Source organism: Acidicapsa ligni (genome assembly GCF_025685655.1).
Taxonomy (GTDB): domain Bacteria; phylum Acidobacteriota; class Terriglobia; order Terriglobales; family Acidobacteriaceae; genus Acidicapsa; species Acidicapsa ligni.
The window spans coordinates 39,591-55,838 of sequence record NZ_JAGSYG010000007.1; the positions used below are offsets into that span (position 1 = coordinate 39,591).

Here is a 16,248-nt window from a genome sequence, read left to right on the forward strand (position 1 = left end):
ATAACTACAACCTTCACTCTCACCAGGTTTTCCTCAAGACAGGTTAGTGCAATCCATCGCAGATAATCATAACTTCAAAAACTTCATCCTCGAAACGATATTCCTGATGAAGTCGAAACTCAGGTGCCTGTACGTGAATGCTGTAATCGCGACCGGTAATGACAGCCGGAATCGATAACCCGCAGTTGGCCGAGAGCTCTGGAACTTTGCCTTTCCATACGCCGGCCAACATGTTGCAGAGTTCGCCGATGGCGTCCTTAACCATGTCGTCAATTTCAGAAAATTCCATACCCGTCATCGTCGCGGCAATGGACAGAGCCACAGACTTTCCAGAACGAAAGACACATGCACCACTCAATAAACCGCCAAAACCTACCACGGCCGTAATTGTTTCCGAGTCTTGAATTGCCTGTTGCTCGATAGCATCGCAGCTCATGTTTAGCATCATGAGAAAAACCTCATCCACAGTTTCATGGAGGTTTTGCGGATCGGACATCAAATGCAAATTCTCTCGCAAGGATCGTATCTTCATCGCGGCCTCAACTCCATCGCGCTGCCAAGATCCAGCGCCGATCCGAATACCGTTCAAAACCATGGAGGATCCCTTCGGAGCACTTGCCTATGCCTTTTAAATATCAACCAAGAGAATTACACTCCAACGAGTAAAGGCAGCACTCGCTCTTTCACCTGCTCCGCAGTAAATGGTTTGCGAATATACGCTTGCGCCCCAGAGAGAATCGCCTGCTTCACATGCTCTTCACTCGACTCGGTGGTAATCATGACTACAGGGACACCACCTGCCAGCTTCTGTGCTCGAATCTGACGCAGGAATTCGAGGCCATCCATCAATGGCATATTGATGTCAGAAACAATGAGATGTACCGTTCCACCCCGCAATATTTCAAGGCCATCGATTCCACTCCCCGCCTCCAGTACTTCCATCGGTTCAAGGCCTGCCTGTCGCAATGCTCTTTCTACAATCTTGCGCATCACCGACGAATCATCCACAATCAGCACCCGCATCGCATTTGCTTCGTTCATTGACAACACTCCGCCTGGAAGATTCTGCTACGGCACTTATCGGCCTGCGGAAGCAATGCATGAACCTCGCCTCGCTGCTGATCAACTCCAGGCTGACCCGGATGTCGGCACGTCTAGCTCGATCCGAGTGAACAAATCACATCTTCAACATCACCCGTGTTAGGTAATGGACCAACTTGAGGCCGCACCCACATCCGCAACCACAAGCAATCATGTACTCGAACCAACCTGGACTCCACGGGCTTGGCTCGTTCAACAGCCTTCGTCAGAACGCGAACTAATGCAGACTCCGACGAAGCCTCGATCAACTCGCTATTTGGAAAGCTTGCCTGAAGCATCTGTCGATGTGCGGAGACAAACATGGATTCGCGCACCAGCCCTGTTTCTACTCGCAAACCAGACATCCTCTCAACAGCCAGAGCGAGTATGCGATCCAGGCGATCTTCAAATCCCAGATACAAGATCTGTCCTGCAGCCACCCGCAGCGGCAGCGCGCCAAAAGCCTCAATGAATAGTCGCGGCAGCACAGTGGCCAATCCATCCGCATCATGAAAATCCAATGGCAAAACCGCACAATTCCACTGCAGACCAAGCGCTCGCGTCACCAGTTGCTCAGCAACACCAAGATGCTGCACCAGCCACGTTCCCAGTCGTCCCTGCCCTGCATTCTTTTGGGCATCCAACGCCTGTCTGAGCTGATCTGGCGTAATCCAACCCTGCTCCAACATCACCAGTCCCAGTGGAACACGATGCCTCCGGCTGATTGTTTCGCTCTGGCGCCCACCCATTTCACGCCGTATTGCAGCCTGCAGAAGCATCGAAGTACAGTTCGCCGAGCAACTCCATCCTCGCTCAAAAATCGGACCGGAACGGCTTCGCCAGAGGTGCAACCATCCACTGGCACAATCCGAATTCGCACAGGTCGCGAATAGTCCAGCCAGCCTGCCACCATTCGCAGGCGCGTCTGCCCACCCTAAAACACTGGGGAGCCCGTAAGTCGAATCCGTTATACCCAGGCCCTGATCAAAATTGTTCCGTCTCGTCTCATTTCCGACTCCACTCATCTTCATCCTTCCGGGCTGTTGTTGCGTCGTGTGCCGATCACGGCCAAAGTCATTTTTCTTTTCTAAAAGAGGCATCGAATACTCTCCAACCGTCGTTGCGGCTCAGACACTTCCGTCACCCTCAAACCAAAGTTGCCGTTCACCAGTACCACCTCGCCCTTGGCAACGATCTTGTCACCGACAATGAGATCGACCGGGTCGTTGACGTGGCGATCCAGTTGCACTACATCCCCCGGCCCCAGGTCGAGAATCTCACCCAATGGCATCTCACGAGCTCCAAAGCGCAAGGTAGCTTCCAGCTCTATATCCAGAAGCAATTCCAACCCAGCCGAAAGCACAGATGGAGCATCAGCAACAGATTTCGGAACACGGTAGGATTGACCGGAAGCAGAGGTGCCTGCGTCCATAGAGGCATCTGCAGACTCTCCGATCAATGCTTCTGCCAGCAGCACGTCATTGCGAATCAGGATGGTCCAGGTTCGCTCTCCTGATTGCAATCGAAATGCTGTCGAAAGTTTGGTTTCCCCGCTCATCTCCGTGAAGTCAATAACCTGGCATTTTCGTCCGGTGCGCGTCAGCAATTCTCCTGCCGCCGCGTTCGCGACTTCCTTCAACAATTCACCCCAGCCTGCTTTCTGGTCTATACCTTCTCCCAGAAGGACTTCTTCCAGAAGGGCGCCATCGAGCATCACGCCAAACCGCCCCTGTTCCTCGCCTGTAATGGTAGCCACAAAGCCAAACGATCCCGCACTCGACAGGCCAGGTAGCGCTTCTGTCAGTAAAGGCTCCCCTGCCAGCGTCTGCGCAAACAGACCGGTCGCGGCATCAATCCAACATTCGAGAAACTTTCCACTCCCTGCCATTCCAATCTCATTCATTCAGCGCTCCCATACACCTGCTCTAAACACATTCAGCTTTTCGCAAGCAAGCTTTAAACGCTCACCTGCGTTCCCATTCTCCGATCCATCATCTCGTCAACAACGGATTCGAGTCGGGCTCCTCTATGCGCTCCCAGCTTCACTGGTTGAGCATGAAAAAGTACCTGCCCGCCAACCCGCAAATCAGCGCTTCCATTGCCAGCCAAATTGAGACGAATCACTTTGCCAACAACAAGATCCTCTAACTGGCGCGCCTCAATCCGCACCGAAGGAAGCTGCAAAACGGCTCCAAAACAAAGATTGCGGGCAGTTTTCTCTATCCTTGCGCGCGATTCTTCCGCATGACGGCGACGGCCCCCCCATTCGCCAGTTAACCTTCGCAGAATGGTATTGGCCACAACTGCAGGGAAAGCAAGGTTGAGCATCCCGGAGGATTCTCCCATCCGTACCTCGAAGCTCAGACATAAAGTTTTTTCCGTCACCGGCATAATTCGCGCGGTCTGCGTCTGCATCTGACGACGCTCAAAGTTGAAGCTCAATCCAACCGGCTGCCAGGCCGCAGTCAGCTCACGACAAACAATCTCAACGACATGTCCGACAATGGATTCTTCAATGTCTGTCAGCTCGCGCAGCGACCCAGGATGTCCTTCTCCGCCCAGAAGTAGATCGATGATTGAAGGCGCCAAAGCCAGATCCAACTGCAACACAGACAACGCTCCCAGCGGTTCCAGACGTACGGACGAAACATAGGAAATCTCAGGAATTCGCAGAAGAAAATCATTGAACGTAATTTGCTCCGCTGAAACCAGGTTGACCTGCATGCGGGTACGCAACCACGCTGAAAGATTATGGGTAAGATTTCGCGCAAACAGATCATTCAACATGCTGATAGCGCGTAGCTGCTCATTGGAAATCTGACCTGCCGAAGAAAAGTTATATGGCAAGACCTTCGCCCGTACTTCTGTATTGCCTTCGGCAGTGCTGATCCGAGCCGCCTGAAACAATGCATCAATTTCATCCTGCTTAAGTGTCTTTTCCATGTACCAAATCTTTCGTAGTCGAACAAAAAACAGAACAGGAATCTGATTGTCGGAAACATTTCTATTCCTGATTCAGGCGCGAATATCAACCGTTCCCGATTCAGTCATTGAGCCCCCCTAGCTCATTCTCAAACCCTTCGATCCGGATGGTTCTGCCTTATTCCCGCCATACACGACGTTGATTGGTTCAACCCAGACGCCCCAGGCCACCGGACAATCGCAGCGACCCACCACGCCTGTTCACTGATCACCGAACAGATCCTCGAGCTGTCAGATCCGACAAGACACTGCGTAGATGCAGAACCGCGGAAGCATGAATCTGCGATACGCGCGATTCCACCACACCGAGAGCCAGTCCGATCTCCCGCATGGTCATTTCTTCGTAGTAATAAAGAGTCATCACCAGACGCTCCCGCTCCGGCAACTCCTGAATTGCCCCGGTCAAACGCTCTTCCATCTCGCCACGGAGGCACTTGAACAGTGGATCTTCGTCAGGGCTTCCTGGAATGTAGGCCAGATCTTCTTCTCCTGAATCCTCGTTTCGTTCCAGGTGAAGAGTGCCTATCTCTAGGCCCTTCAATTCCCCGAGCAACTGTTGATAGGCCTCAAGCCCCGAGCCAAGCTCAGCCGCCACCTCACTTTCCGATGGTGCACGCCCGAGCCTCCCGGTCAACGTCCGGATCGACTCCTCCACTGCCCGCCCCTTGCGTCTTAGTTCTCGCGGACTCCAATCTAGGGTGCGCAAGCTATCCAGAATCGCCCCACGAATGCGAAACTGGGCGTAACTGCGAAACTGCACTTTCTTGCTGGGATCAAATTTTGCAAAGGCATCCATCAGACCTAGAACGCCCGCGGAATATAGATCGTCAATCTCCACGTGCTGTGGCAGACGCTCGCGAATCCGCCGCGCCAGAAATCGCACCATAGGAAGATGCTCCAAAAGAACGCGTTCTTCTTCGGGCGTTAACTCCTGATGAAGTGATCGTCCTGGAGAATATGCACTCACTGCCGCACCTACTGCGCCGGCCTGATTGTCGCCAACGCCTACCAGCAAAGTCAGGCCAGATATTCCAGCTGTTGTCGATCCTCGCGCTTCTGCACCTGACATTTATCCCCCTCGCGTTGCCCTGTGCGTTGACATTCTGATGACTCGTTGACATCTCAAATTCGCATCCATCCAGCCGTCCCTCAGCGCACCGTTCCCATGGGGTGAAGCTTCGTTTCCGGAGGAATATCCGTGGCAGCAACTACCGCCATCCGAGGCACCCACGGCTCAAGCCATCGCTTCACGTGATATCGAGCCGGACTCGGGACCAGAAGCACCGGAAGGGCCGTTGCAGGGGTGGAACCGATAAGTAATCTCACAGAATCAGCGAGACGACGTACCACTGGAGTCGAAGATCGTGCTGTCTGGGTCAGTTGCCGCTGTGCTGTGTCCTGCATCAACAAGCCCAGAATTTCGTCTTCCAAGGAAGGGTCAAGCTGGAGTATAGACAATTGCCCATCTCCATCCAACAGCGGCTGAATCAGCCTTCGCCCCAATGCATGCCGTGCCGCCTCTACCAGCGTTACCAGTCCTTTATTAACAGAAGCGGTCTCGACCAGCGCCTCCAGGATCGTTCCCATATCGCGAATCGAAACACGCTCCCGCAGCAGTTGCTCCAACACCTTTTGCACCTCACCGAGGGTCAGCAGCTTGGGCACCAGCTCCTCCATAAGTCGAGGATGCGTGTCGTTGAGGCTATCCAGCAACCGCTTCGTCTCAGCCCGCCCCAGCAACTCATGTCCGTGCTGACGAATCAGTTCTCCAAGATGCGTGGTAATAACAGTCACCGGATCCACCACCGAATAGCCTGCCGCTATCGCCTGATCTTCCAGTGCCGGAGCAATCCATAAAGCAGGCACTCCGAAGGCAGGCTCTTTCGTTTCTTTTCCCGGGAGCGGTCGTCTGGCGGTATCTGCAGAAACAGCCAGAAGCTGAGCTCCTTCCGTTTGCCATCGTCCAATTTCGATACCCCGCAGAGAGAACACGTACTCCCTGGGACGCAACCGGAGATTGTCGGAAATATGTACCGGCGGCACCAGAAAGCCCATCTCCTGCGAAAGATGTCTGCGCAGCGTTCGTACTCGGCCCAGCAGTTGCCCACCCTGTTTCTCATCCACCAGTGGAATCAGTTGGAAGCCTATCTCCAACGTCAGTTCCTCCAACTTGAGCAGCGCTGCCATTTCTCCCGTAACCACAGCCTCCCCAGGCTTCATCGCAGTTGCGCTTGAATCAGCCACATTGCGCTCTCCAGCCATCTCGCCTTCTGGCAGAGCAGGACTCCCAAGATTGCGCCCCGCCATAACAAGGGCTGCAGACACGAGAAGAAAAGCAAATTTCGGCAGTCCCGGAATCAGACATAATGCCGCACTGACTCCGGCTGCTATATACAGCGTCGCTGGTTTTTCGAACAGTTGAGAGCGTAACTCTCCGCCCAGGGTCACGGCAGAATTTGTTCTCGTCAAGGTAATGCCGCCAGCGACTGAGACCAATAAGGAGGGGATCATAGTGACCAACCCATCTCCCACTGTCAACACCGTATATGTTCGAACAGCTTCACCGATTTCAATTCCTTGCTGCAATGTTCCAATGAGCAGGCCCGCAATAATGTTGATTGCGGTAATGAGAATCGTAGCCAGCGAGTCTCGCTGATTGAAGCGCGCTGCACCATCCATCGCACCGTAAAATTCTGCTTCCCGGGCAATTGCCTGCCGTCGCCGTCGCGCCTCCTGCTCATTGATCAATCCGGCATTCATGTCCGCGTCGATTGCCATCTGCTTTCCTGGCAACGCATCGAGTGTGAAGCGCGCAGTTACTTCCGCCGTTCTAACCGCGCCATGCGAAACGACAAGAAACTGAATAGCAATCAGCGCGAGAAACAATACAAAGCCAACAACATAATTTCCGCCCACGACGAACTGCCCAAAGGCCTCGATCACCTTCCCTGCCGCGGCCGTTCCCTCCGAGCCGTGAAGTAGAATCCTCCGACTCGAAGCGATGTTCAGAGCCAGACGAAAGAGGGTCAGCAATAACAGCAGAGTAGGAAAGACACTCAGTTCCACTGCCCTGCGCACCTGCACTGCAGAAAGAAAAACAAGGATCGAAGCAGCCATCGAAATCGCCAGAAGCATATCGAGCACCATCGATGGCAATGGAACCAGCATCACGAAAATCACACTGATCGCTCCAACAGGCAGCAGAAATTCTCGCAACCGGCTCCATAGTCGGGCTATTCCATTCACCGGTGCATTCACCATTACAGCAGTGCTCATTGACCACCTCTTAAAGGCATATCTGTGTCACCTACCGAGCTCAACTTTCGTTCGCTGAAACGTTTTCCACGCGCTATGCCGAGTCCCGGAATCGTTGCTCCCGGAGAAGGCTCACCAGCTTTCGGCGGAGCAGGGGTTCTCGCACCTGTCCGCTCGCGCCTGACACGCATCTCCTGTTCCACACGCTGCCGATAGAGGAACGCAAGAATAGAAGCCACCGCCGCATACAGTTCCAAAGGGATAGCATCACCAGCTTCAACTGCTCGGTAAAGCGAGCGAGCAAGTGGTGGGTTTTCAAGAATGGGCACTCCGGCCCATCTTGCCTGGTCCTTGATCTCCTCGGCCAGCAGATTACGCCCCTTGGCTAATACCTTGGGAGCATCCATAGTTTCGAAGTTGAAATCCAACGCTACTGCGTAGTGTGTAGGGTTAGTAACAACGACTGCGGCGCGGCTTACATCTGTCTTCATTCGCCGCCGGCGCGCCTGTCTCTGCAGATTGCGAATTCGCCCACGAATTTGCGGATTCCCTTCCGAGTCCTTGTGCTCCTCGCGCATCTCCTGGCGACTCATCTTCAGGCGCTGCTCGCGGCTACGCCACTCCACGACATAATCAATCAAAGCCCACCCAAACAGGAGCCAAGCCGTCGCCAGCAACAGGGCATACACATCCCCGCCGAGCGAAACAAGTCGTACTGAAGAAAATGGAGGAATAGCCCATTGCCGCGCCACGCGATGAACAGAGAAAACCGCCAGCAGTGCCGCTGGAATCATCGACTTTCCCAGTCGTGCCATCGATCGCAGAGAAAATAAATTCTTCAGATTGCTCAGTGGATTGATGCGATCGAATTTGAGGCCCAGGACCTGCGGATGCACCTGCACTCCTCCGGTCTGCAGTACACCCGCCGCAAGTGCCGCTGTGGCTACTCCAGCCATTACAAGCCCCACCGGAGCCAACACGGCCATCGCCAATCCAAGCAACGAATGTAGCGTTGCATCAATGGAGTCTGGCTCCCAATGCGCCGCCATTCCAAAGCCAAGAAATCCTCCCAGTGCCGTAAACCATGCATTAAGAAACTTCGGCGCGGCTACGCCCAGCAACATCACCCCAATCAATGTTCCAGCTGCAGAACAAAGCTCACGACTATGAACCAGGTCGCCTTCACGCTTGGCCTTTTCGCGTCGTTGCGGAGTAGCCTGCTCAGTCCTCTCTCCTGCCATCGCTATCCCCCCGCGCCCTGCACGCCGTGCGAGATCAGCTTCTCCGCTACATCCAGCAAGCTGCTGAAGCGCGCCTCAATAAATCGCGGCCATAATGCAAGCGAGCCGATGAGCATGCCGAACCCGGTCAACGTTTTGAGGGGAACCGTGAGTGAGATCACCGGCAATTGCGGCGAAATTTTACCTAGTAACGCCACGGAAATCTCGACGAGCATAGTTGTCGCAAGTACGGGCGCCGCAAGCTCCAGCGCTGCAAAGAAAGATCCGGAAAGCATCGGCACCAGCACACTCGCAGTAGCCGGAACCGCACCGAGCGGAAAGCTTCCCAGTGGAACAGCATGCAGGCTACGAACAAGGGACCCCAGCATGACACGGTCAAGGCCCGCTGTTATCAGAACCAGCGTTCCCATCAACTGAAAGAGATCGCCCATCAACGGGGTTTGAATCTCCGACGCAGGATCAAGAAGGTTCACCAGTGAAAAACTGAACTGCAGACCCACGATCTGCCCTGCCAGCAAGAGCATTTCGCTTAAGAGACTCAGCGTCAGTCCATAAATAGCTCCGACGGCAACTTCACCTAAAATGCGTCCAAAGCTCAACTCCACACCCTTCGCACTCGCCACGGCAATCGCAGGCATGAGAAGCCAGCAAACTGCCAGAACGAAGACCACTTTGCTCCGCGCAGATATCGTCTTTCCAGCAAAGAATGGAGCCAACGCAATCATTGTGCTCACGCGCACCAGCACCAATATCATCGCCGTCCCCATCGAGTCCCACGCGCTTGAACTAATGCTTTCCGAAGCAATCACAGGCATCCCTCATCAACGCTCAATGGATATAACGACCCAGGTCGGTGTACAACAACACGGTGTAGGCTCCAAGCCGATGAAGAAACCACGGCATACCAACCGTCAGAATGGCCACCACTGCAAACAGTCGAGGAACCGCTGTCAAGGATTGCTCCTGCAATGAAGTGAGCGTCTGCACCAGGCTCAACAGAAAGCTCAAGAAAGCTGCCGCAAGCAAAATTGGAGCAGCCACAAACATGGCCTGCTTCAACAGCTCGCGTAGAATCTCCGTAACCTGATCCGGACTCATTCATCCCTCTTGTCGATGCGCTGATCAGAAACTTTTCAAAAGTGACCCTGCTACCAAATTCCATCCGTCAACCATGACGAACAGTAGAATTTTTAGAGGCGTCGATACCACAACCGGTGGCAGTTGAAACATGCCGATTGAGGTCGTAATAGCCGCTGTCACCATGTCGATAAGCAGGAAAGGCAAATACAATACCGCCCCGATCGCAAAGCCTGCCTTCAGTTCAGAAAGCATGTACGCCGGAGCGACAACACGCATCGGCAAGTCTTCTGGCTTGGCCGGTCTCGGCACCTGTCCCGCAGCAGTAAATAACGCGAGATCTTTTTCGCGTGAATAATGCAGCAGAAACATCTTGATCGGTATTGAGCCGCGATCAATGGCCTCCCACCCTGTTACCTGTCCAGCGCGATAGGGAGTCACAGCCTGCTGCTCTACCGACATCAGCACCGGCTGCATCAAAAACCATGTCATGATCAACCCCAATCCCAGCAACGTCTGGTTGGAAGGCGCAGTCTGGGTCCCCAGTGCCTGACGTAGAAAATGAAAGACCACCATGAGCCGCACCATCGGCGTAACTGCCATCACCAAAGCGGGCAACAACGTGATCATCGTAAGTACAAACAAGATCGTCCACGGCGTGGAATCTCCTGGATGCAGCTTGGCATTCAGATCAGGCAACGACAAGGCGGGCGCAGCGTTCCAAAGGAACGAGGTCATCAGCATGTGGACCTGCCTGAACGCTTCATGCCTGCAAATCTGCGACGTCGTGTTCTCAGCAATGGAAGTCGTCGTGAACCGAGAGAGAGAGTTGTCATCACATCGGACACTGCCTCCTGTGACTCAAACCGCGCTTCAGAAAGTGGAAAGAAAACAGGCGCTCCCTCGGACGATATCGACAGTAGCAATCGCATTCCATCTGCCTCGACCAGAAGCAGAGTTTGCTTAGGTCCCAACGGAAGCCGCTCGATCAATGCAAGACGAGATCGATGCGCGGCAGATCCAATCGACCGCTGCCATTGCATCCAGAAACGTGCAAGCCACCCAGCCAGTCCGCTGGAGAATACGTGCTGCGGCGTGATCGGTTTCTCATCCTGAACTTGCCTGCCGTAAAGCCGATCCTGAACGTCAGCTACCGCTTGTGTTCCATGCTGTGTCAGCTTCATCGCTCCCTCTCAATCGCCTCAGGCCAACCTGGTAATCCGTACTGCCAGCCGCGTATCTACTACCTCAAACTCGCTCCAGGCGAGTTGCACATCCCCTGAATTCAACGGGAGATCCTCTCCGTTTGCCCACTGCGTCCCAATCACCTCTCCAGGCGCCATCGTCAGCAGATTGCGTACGCGAAACTCCCGCACTGGAATTGCCACAGCCATGCCGACAGGCAGCCTGCTGCAGGCTGGAGAAAGAGAGAAATGGCTGTCCCCTTCAAGCAACTGTGTGTTCACTTCCAGCGTCGCAATGGAGTTATCCCCGCTCGAAACGGCTTTCAGACCAGAAGCTGCGGAAGCATCCGATGCATGCAGCGTTTGCGCCTCTGAATACGGAGCAGCAGAAAGACCCTGCGCAGTCACGTGCGGTGTCGAAGTTGTGCTTGCCATAGGTAGATTCCTGCCTGGACTAGAAGCAGAAAAATGGCCAAAGTTGGGACATTTTTATTGGGAAAATCTAATGTTTAATTAGCTCTTAAATAAAAGAGAATCTCCGAGTGAGACAGCATGTGGCTTGCGGCCTCACTCGGACGAGTGTTTAGTGAATCATGTTGATCGTTTCCTGCGTGACAGTATCGAAGGTTGTCACCGCTTTCGAGTTGGCCTCAAAAGCTCGCTGAGCTATGATCAGGTCGGAAAATTCTGCTGAAATGTTCACATTGGAATCTTCCAATACTCCATCCTGAATGCTCCCCAGTCCAGCCGCTCCCGAGACCCCAACCGAAGCCTCTCCGCTAGCCAATGTCGTTGCATAATTCCCGCTGCCCATGAGTTGCAACCCTTGCAAATTGGAAACATTAGCCAATGCCAGTTGTCCTACCGCGAGTGGCTGGCCATTTGAGAACGTAGCCGATACGGTTCCATCTGCACCAACGGTAAAACTCTGGTACTGCCCACTTGTGTAGCCATTTTGAGTAGTCGCAGAAACACCTGAAGCGGAATCGACCTGAGTGATGGTGGGTTTACCCGCCGTTCCTGAAATGTTCCAGGTCATGCTCATATCCGCGGCGCCATCGGACATTCCAGTAAAGTTGATGCCCGGAACATTTGCTGTAGGAGTTGTCAGGTTGCCATTAGCATCAAAAGCAAGCGTTCCAGTTGTATTTGCCGAGCCCGTTGATGAGCCCGCTGGCAGTGTTATTGCATAGGACCAGGTGTTCGTGCCAGTTTTGGTATAGGTCACATTCGCCATATAATTTGCTCCGAGCGAATCATATATTTTGACCTGTCCCGGAACCACCGCTCCGACCGCTGCAGAAGAGTCGAGATTGACTGTCATTCCAAAGGTCGACGTCGGCTGCGGAGGCTCTACCTGCCCGACCGGAATGCTGATCGGTGCCAGAGGCGCACTGGTATTCACAACCCCTCCGACCGCCGGAAAACCCATAACCGGCAGCCCGCTGGCAGTAATCAGGTTTCCATTCTGATCTGTGCCAAAATTTCCATCGCGCGTATAGATATTCGTACCCCCGTCGTTCAATACAAAAAAACCGTTCCCATCGAGATACACATCCGAAGAAACTCCCGTGGAATCGACGCCGCCCTGTGTAAAATCGGACTCGATCGAAGAGGTCTGCACACCTGCACCCAGTTGAATCTCATCTCCCGACCCTTCGGTTCCAATCTGCTGATAAAACAGGTCAGAGAAATTTACCGTCTGCGATTTAAATCCGGTCGTATTCATATTGGCCAGATTGTTCGCGATCGTGTTCATCGCTGTTGAATCCGTCTCCAGCCCGGTCAGCGGAATATAGAAACTTGCCATGAGTAGATCCTCCTCTGAGATTTCAGTAAAGGGCTCAGAAGTCAGTAGCGCTTCAGAGCTCAAATTCATTGCCCTGCGACGCAATCGACGCAGAATTATGGTGAAGTAACAACCGTGCCATCATCAATGCGTTGGAATATCCCGGATCCCATGTCCATGTCCGACACCTCGGGGACGGCCGTCCAACGAACGAGTTACCGTACGCGCGGAAGGCGCATCTCCCGGTACGCTGAGATTTCCATGTGTTCTCGCCTTTCCAGGACCACTCGAACCGGATGATGCCCTCGAAGTTCGAACCGCCGACTCCGCAGACGCAGCGTGCGGGCCCGCAACTCCCGTCTTCAAAGAAACACTGCGCGTCTCTGCAGGCGCTGCGGAGCCACCGGCATTGTCTATTCCCTTCCCGCTGACAGAACCTGTCGGAGCCGTCGCAGTGCCCAGGACATCCGTTAGGTTCTGGTTGATTGAGATCAACTGCTCCAGGCTGTTGATCTGCACTAGTTGATCAATATATTCATTGGGATCGGTCTGTGCCGTCGGATCCTGGTTCTGCATCTCCGTCACCAGCAGCGTCAGAAAATCATTTGCTGAGATGGTCGTATTCGATGTATCTGAAGAGCTGGAATCCGATGCGTCCATAGGCTGCGCCACCTTACCACTGGCGGAGGACGAAGCCGATCTGGCACTCGGACTCAGTCCCAACTGCGCAGTTCCGCCTTTTGTGCCCGACGCATGTGAGCTCGATTGCAACATTGATTGAAATTTGGCCGCCGTGCCGCCACCGGGCGTCGGCGCCTTTCCATTCGTCTGAAAAGGATTCGTCCCGGCCTGTGTATCCAACCCGCCCCAAATATTGCTCATATCGCTTTCCGCTCCTTTTACTGCGGTGAAATTGACTATCCAGTGCTATACAGCGCCCTTGCTCTATTCCATCGTGACGAGTCTTTACGCCAGAACCGAAATACTGCTTCCATACGGCAATTTCGTGAATGTCGTACTCGCACCCGTTAAAGAGACAGCGCTTGCAACCACCGCCGGACGCAGAGTCGTTACGTCCTCGGCATACCGCGTCAGTGCAGGCTCTTGATCTCCTCCACCGCTGCTCGAGTCACGTCTAGAATTGCTACCTGTTCCGTGGGCTGTTTCATATAGGCTGCTGTCTCGATTCGCAACGACAGTTATGCTATCAACAGGGGTTTTGCGCTCTTCAAGCCAACTAGCCAAAGATGAAAGCTGATGATTCAAGGCGTCTCCCGAAGCTGTCGACTGTGCTACCAGCGAAGCATGAATCCCGCCCCCGGCCACGTGCGCATGCAACTCCACATACCCCAGCGCAGAGTCTTGATAACCAACCTCTAGACCTCGCGCTGTACCTGGTTGCCGCGATGCAACGCCAGAGCCCAAGCCGATATCAGAAGATTCACCGCCCGCATCCAGGACATCGAATGGATTCGCTCCTGCCTCACCCGTGAGCAGATCACCCGCGCCATGACTTACGCTCTCGTGTGTCCCCAGGAAACCCGGTGCCCCGGATTGACTGGATGCAACAGATACTCCTCCCGACTCGACAGTGCCCAATGTCGTTGCCCCCTCAGAGTGACTTCCGTGAATGAGAGTGGGGCCGTCAAATCGATCCCGGGGTTGCGTGACTACCGGCCTGCTACCTTGTCTCACTGCAAAGTTCGCACCCATAGCATCGTCATTCACATTTCTGCTCTTGGCGCCTTCCACATAAGGCAACATTCCCGTCATGCTGTAACCTCGGGAAGATTCAACAGCAACATTGGAATCGAAATTCGATGGAACGTCTCTCTGATCCGGAGCTAAGGAGAGATTATCCGTTTTTCCCTGCGACCCCGTTTCGGAATTGAAGCGCCCAGAAAAATCCGAACCAACTAGCTCATGCATGTATTTTGAATTTGAACCATCAGGCAAAACTGATGATGATGATGAATCATCAGCAGCATCCACGACGTTTCCTAGCGGCGATCTGAGCTCCTCTGTCCCTGTACTATGGCTCTGACTAGCAGAGGGCTCAACTCTCTGCAATTCAGTGTGCGATGCCCTTAGACCGGATACTGCGCCTACGCCTTGCAGAGAGCGATCAAAGAGATCTGGAGATATCGGAGCAATGGGCATTTTCTCTACACCTGTTTCCACGCTCGAACTGCTTAAATCGGCTGTCTTTGTTGAACGAGAAAAAGATTCCGTCAGAGACGTATCGGTTTGTTCCCGCGATGCAATCAGAGAAGGCATACCTGCTTCTCCTGAAGAACGAACAGGCGTTGCAACCAATGAATACGCAGATATCGAGGCCATATCGCCTCCAGCCAAGGGTTGCGTATGTCTACGCGCCTTTCCAAACAATTCATCCCGACCACTACCCTCGATCTTTCGCGAGGAAAATTCAAAACCGTTAGTCGTGTGCGATGTACTGGTCCGCTGCTTGTCTGGCTCCAATTGCCGCAGTGCGGAGGCTGGGCGTGCCTCACTATCGGATCCTTTTCCCTCCTTCCCCAAAAGCGCATCGGAATGCGGCGCGCTCTGTTCATACTCCTGACTTCGTAGACTGTAAATTTCTCGGTCAGGCAAAGATCCAAGACTGGACAAAGATCCGGGCTCTGAGCCCAACTGCGAAGCCATCTCAGCAGACGAACGGCCTACGCTCCCTGAGATTTTGAACTCAGGAATCATATGTCCCGAGTCAATCGTGGAATCCGAGCTGGAGATATGCTCGTAAGCGCCAGAGGCGATAGTCAACGTCGCAGATTGGGATAGAGATCGAGTCCAGTCTTTATCGATCAGATCTGAGCCGGCAGTCGATGTCGATGTCGTCTCAGATGAAGCTTCAGCCATTTCTCCCGAGAACACCGCGCCCCATCGCGCATGCAAACTCGAATCTGTTGCACTGGAAGAAGCTCCGACCGCTGCGCCGGTGACTCGTCCCAGGCGGGGGCTAGCGCCCTCGGTCATCAACAACATCCTGGTATCGACATTGCCCGAAGAAGTCATACCCAAGGATGGAGCAAATTGGGGTCCAAAGAATTGCGGCCAGGGTTAGGCAACTTTCATGGGAAAGATCAAAGCAAAGAAGTCGAATCCCCCTTCGTTGCACTCTCGCTCTCTGTTGTGCTTTTGCTAATAGATCTCGCCCTGGTCACCGCATCTCTCCTTTGCATTTCCTTCTGGGCTCGACGACCATACCAATCATCCAGAATCTGTTGCGTTCGTCTTTCTATCGCGGTGTCCGCCAATGCCTGTTCATTCTCAATAAGAATGACAACCTGACGTCGCTCTGTTCTACGTGACAGAAATTCGGCCCGTTGCTGACCCACCTTGATCTCCGCAGCGGCTAGTTGTGGAGCTATCTGTTCCTTCAGACTCCCGCCCTGCTGTTGGTCAAAGTTACCGCCCACTCTTCCTGGACCATCTGCTGCCAATACAGCAGATAAAAAACTTCTTCGTCCACTTACCTGCAACTGCACCGCGGACTCCATTACCCTCTCCATCCGCATCCGCTCAGCCGCCGCTGCCTCCAGCATTAGGCGGCTCTGCTCTTCCTGCAGTTCACGCAATCGAAGTACCCGACGTAACACTTCAGGACGCGCCATCTATACCT

17 protein-coding genes are annotated in these 16,248 nt (G+C 53.7%); all 17 read right to left on the minus strand.

From position 1 onward, the window contains the following. Positions 1 to 43: 43 nt before the first annotated feature. The 17 genes from OHL19_RS19805 to OHL19_RS19880 all read right to left on the minus strand — a co-directional run bounded on the left by OHL19_RS19805 (position 44) and on the right by OHL19_RS19880 (position 16,240). A complete protein-coding gene (locus tag OHL19_RS19805; RefSeq protein ID WP_263359566.1) occupies positions 44 to 496 on the minus strand; it encodes a chemotaxis protein CheX in 453 nt (150 codons plus the stop codon). A gap of 152 nt (positions 497 to 648) precedes the next feature. Further along, positions 649 to 1,041, minus strand: a complete 393-nt coding sequence (locus OHL19_RS19810; protein ID WP_263359567.1) for a response regulator — start codon at positions 1,039 to 1,041, stop codon at positions 649 to 651. A 113-nt stretch (positions 1,042 to 1,154) separates the two neighbouring features. Beyond that, on the minus strand, positions 1,155 to 2,180 hold the full coding sequence (locus OHL19_RS19815) for a hypothetical protein (protein ID WP_263359568.1): 1,026 nt from the start codon (positions 2,178 to 2,180) through the stop codon (positions 1,155 to 1,157). Then, positions 2,168 to 2,983 carry a FliM/FliN family flagellar motor C-terminal domain-containing protein gene (locus OHL19_RS19820; RefSeq protein ID WP_263359569.1) on the minus strand — a complete coding sequence of 272 codons (816 nt, stop codon included), beginning with the start codon at positions 2,981 to 2,983 and terminating at the stop codon, positions 2,168 to 2,170. Before OHL19_RS19820 ends, OHL19_RS19815 begins: the two co-directional genes overlap by 13 nt. Positions 2,984 to 3,036: 53 nt before the next feature. Continuing rightward, complete coding sequence (locus OHL19_RS19825) at positions 3,037 to 4,023, minus strand: flagellar motor switch protein FliM (protein ID WP_263359570.1); 987 nt, start codon at positions 4,021 to 4,023, stop codon at positions 3,037 to 3,039. Positions 4,024 to 4,270: 247 nt separating this feature from the next. After that, positions 4,271 to 5,131 (minus strand): FliA/WhiG family RNA polymerase sigma factor, encoded by an 861-nt coding sequence (locus OHL19_RS19830; RefSeq protein WP_263359571.1) that lies wholly within the window; start codon positions 5,129 to 5,131, stop codon positions 4,271 to 4,273. Positions 5,132 to 5,211: 80 nt separating this feature from the next. After that, positions 5,212 to 7,338, minus strand: a complete 2,127-nt coding sequence (locus OHL19_RS19835) for a flagellar biosynthesis protein FlhA (RefSeq protein ID WP_263359572.1) — start codon at positions 7,336 to 7,338, stop codon at positions 5,212 to 5,214. Further along, positions 7,335 to 8,558 carry an EscU/YscU/HrcU family type III secretion system export apparatus switch protein gene (locus OHL19_RS19840; protein ID WP_263359573.1) on the minus strand — a complete coding sequence of 408 codons (1,224 nt, stop codon included), beginning with the start codon at positions 8,556 to 8,558 and terminating at the stop codon, positions 7,335 to 7,337. Before OHL19_RS19840 ends, OHL19_RS19835 begins: the two co-directional genes overlap by 4 nt. Positions 8,559 to 8,560: 2 nt before the next feature. After that, positions 8,561 to 9,373, minus strand: coding sequence for a flagellar biosynthetic protein FliR (locus tag OHL19_RS19845; RefSeq protein WP_263359574.1), 813 nt, complete (start codon positions 9,371 to 9,373; stop codon positions 8,561 to 8,563). A 13-nt stretch (positions 9,374 to 9,386) separates the two neighbouring features. Continuing rightward, a complete protein-coding gene (locus OHL19_RS19850; RefSeq protein ID WP_263359575.1) occupies positions 9,387 to 9,656 on the minus strand; it encodes a flagellar biosynthetic protein FliQ in 270 nt (89 codons plus the stop codon). Positions 9,657 to 9,680: 24 nt separating this feature from the next. Then, the gene (fliP, locus tag OHL19_RS19855) at positions 9,681 to 10,379 is read right to left on the minus strand and encodes a flagellar type III secretion system pore protein FliP (protein WP_263359576.1); all 699 of its coding nucleotides are present in this window, start codon (positions 10,377 to 10,379) and stop codon (positions 9,681 to 9,683) included. Further along, positions 10,373 to 10,819 carry a flagellar biosynthetic protein FliO gene (locus OHL19_RS23180; protein WP_396126813.1) on the minus strand — a complete coding sequence of 149 codons (447 nt, stop codon included), beginning with the start codon at positions 10,817 to 10,819 and terminating at the stop codon, positions 10,373 to 10,375. Before OHL19_RS23180 ends, fliP begins: the two co-directional genes overlap by 7 nt. 18 nt (positions 10,820 to 10,837) lie before the next feature. Continuing rightward, entirely contained in the window at positions 10,838 to 11,254 is a 417-nt protein-coding gene (locus OHL19_RS19860) for a FliM/FliN family flagellar motor C-terminal domain-containing protein (RefSeq protein ID WP_263359577.1), read from the minus strand. Between the two features lie 148 nt (positions 11,255 to 11,402). Further along, on the minus strand, positions 11,403 to 12,629 hold the full coding sequence (locus OHL19_RS19865; RefSeq protein ID WP_263359578.1) for a flagellar hook protein FlgE: 1,227 nt from the start codon (positions 12,627 to 12,629) through the stop codon (positions 11,403 to 11,405). Positions 12,630 to 12,752: 123 nt separating this feature from the next. Next, positions 12,753 to 13,490 carry a flagellar hook assembly protein FlgD gene (locus OHL19_RS19870; protein WP_263359579.1) on the minus strand — a complete coding sequence of 246 codons (738 nt, stop codon included), beginning with the start codon at positions 13,488 to 13,490 and terminating at the stop codon, positions 12,753 to 12,755. 84 nt (positions 13,491 to 13,574) lie between these two features. After that, complete coding sequence (locus OHL19_RS19875) at positions 13,575 to 14,381, minus strand: flagellar hook-length control protein FliK (protein WP_263359580.1); 807 nt, start codon at positions 14,379 to 14,381, stop codon at positions 13,575 to 13,577. A gap of 1,328 nt (positions 14,382 to 15,709) precedes the next feature. Further along, a complete protein-coding gene (locus OHL19_RS19880; protein ID WP_263359581.1) occupies positions 15,710 to 16,240 on the minus strand; it encodes a hypothetical protein in 531 nt (176 codons plus the stop codon). Between the last annotated feature and the right edge of the window lie 8 nt (positions 16,241 to 16,248).

Coding starts and splice junctions, on each gene's coding strand:
- OHL19_RS19845 (WP_263359574.1), bottom strand. CDS start 9,373: ATGCCTGTGATTGCTTCGGAAAGCATTAGTTCAAGCGCGTGGGACTCG.
- OHL19_RS19880 (WP_263359581.1), bottom strand. CDS start 16,240: ATGGCGCGTCCTGAAGTGTTACGTCGGGTACTTCGATTGCGTGAACTG.
- OHL19_RS19860 (WP_263359577.1), bottom strand. CDS start 11,254: ATGGCAAGCACAACTTCGACACCGCACGTGACTGCGCAGGGTCTTTCT.
- OHL19_RS19830 (WP_263359571.1), bottom strand. CDS start 5,131: ATGTCAGGTGCAGAAGCGCGAGGATCGACAACAGCTGGAATATCTGGC.
- OHL19_RS19870 (WP_263359579.1), bottom strand. CDS start 13,490: ATGAGCAATATTTGGGGCGGGTTGGATACACAGGCCGGGACGAATCCT.
- OHL19_RS19810 (WP_263359567.1), bottom strand. CDS start 1,041: ATGAACGAAGCAAATGCGATGCGGGTGCTGATTGTGGATGATTCGTCG.
- OHL19_RS19850 (WP_263359575.1), bottom strand. CDS start 9,656: ATGAGTCCGGATCAGGTTACGGAGATTCTACGCGAGCTGTTGAAGCAG.
- fliP (WP_263359576.1), bottom strand. CDS start 10,379: ATGCTGATGACCTCGTTCCTTTGGAACGCTGCGCCCGCCTTGTCGTTG.
- OHL19_RS19875 (WP_263359580.1), bottom strand. CDS start 14,381: ATGACGGGAATGTTGCCTTATGTGGAAGGCGCCAAGAGCAGAAATGTG.
- OHL19_RS19820 (WP_263359569.1), bottom strand. CDS start 2,983: ATGAATGAGATTGGAATGGCAGGGAGTGGAAAGTTTCTCGAATGTTGG.
- OHL19_RS19865 (WP_263359578.1), bottom strand. CDS start 12,629: ATGGCAAGTTTCTATATTCCGCTGACCGGGCTGGAGACGGATTCAACA.
- OHL19_RS19815 (WP_263359568.1), bottom strand. CDS start 2,180: ATGCCTCTTTTAGAAAAGAAAAATGACTTTGGCCGTGATCGGCACACG.
- OHL19_RS19825 (WP_263359570.1), bottom strand. CDS start 4,023: ATGGAAAAGACACTTAAGCAGGATGAAATTGATGCATTGTTTCAGGCG.
- OHL19_RS23180 (WP_396126813.1), bottom strand. CDS start 10,819: ATGAAGCTGACACAGCATGGAACACAAGCGGTAGCTGACGTTCAGGAT.
- OHL19_RS19805 (WP_263359566.1), bottom strand. CDS start 496: ATGTCCGATCCGCAAAACCTCCATGAAACTGTGGATGAGGTTTTTCTC.
- OHL19_RS19840 (WP_263359573.1), bottom strand. CDS start 8,558: ATGGCAGGAGAGAGGACTGAGCAGGCTACTCCGCAACGACGCGAAAAG.
- OHL19_RS19835 (WP_263359572.1), bottom strand. CDS start 7,338: ATGAGCACTGCTGTAATGGTGAATGCACCGGTGAATGGAATAGCCCGA.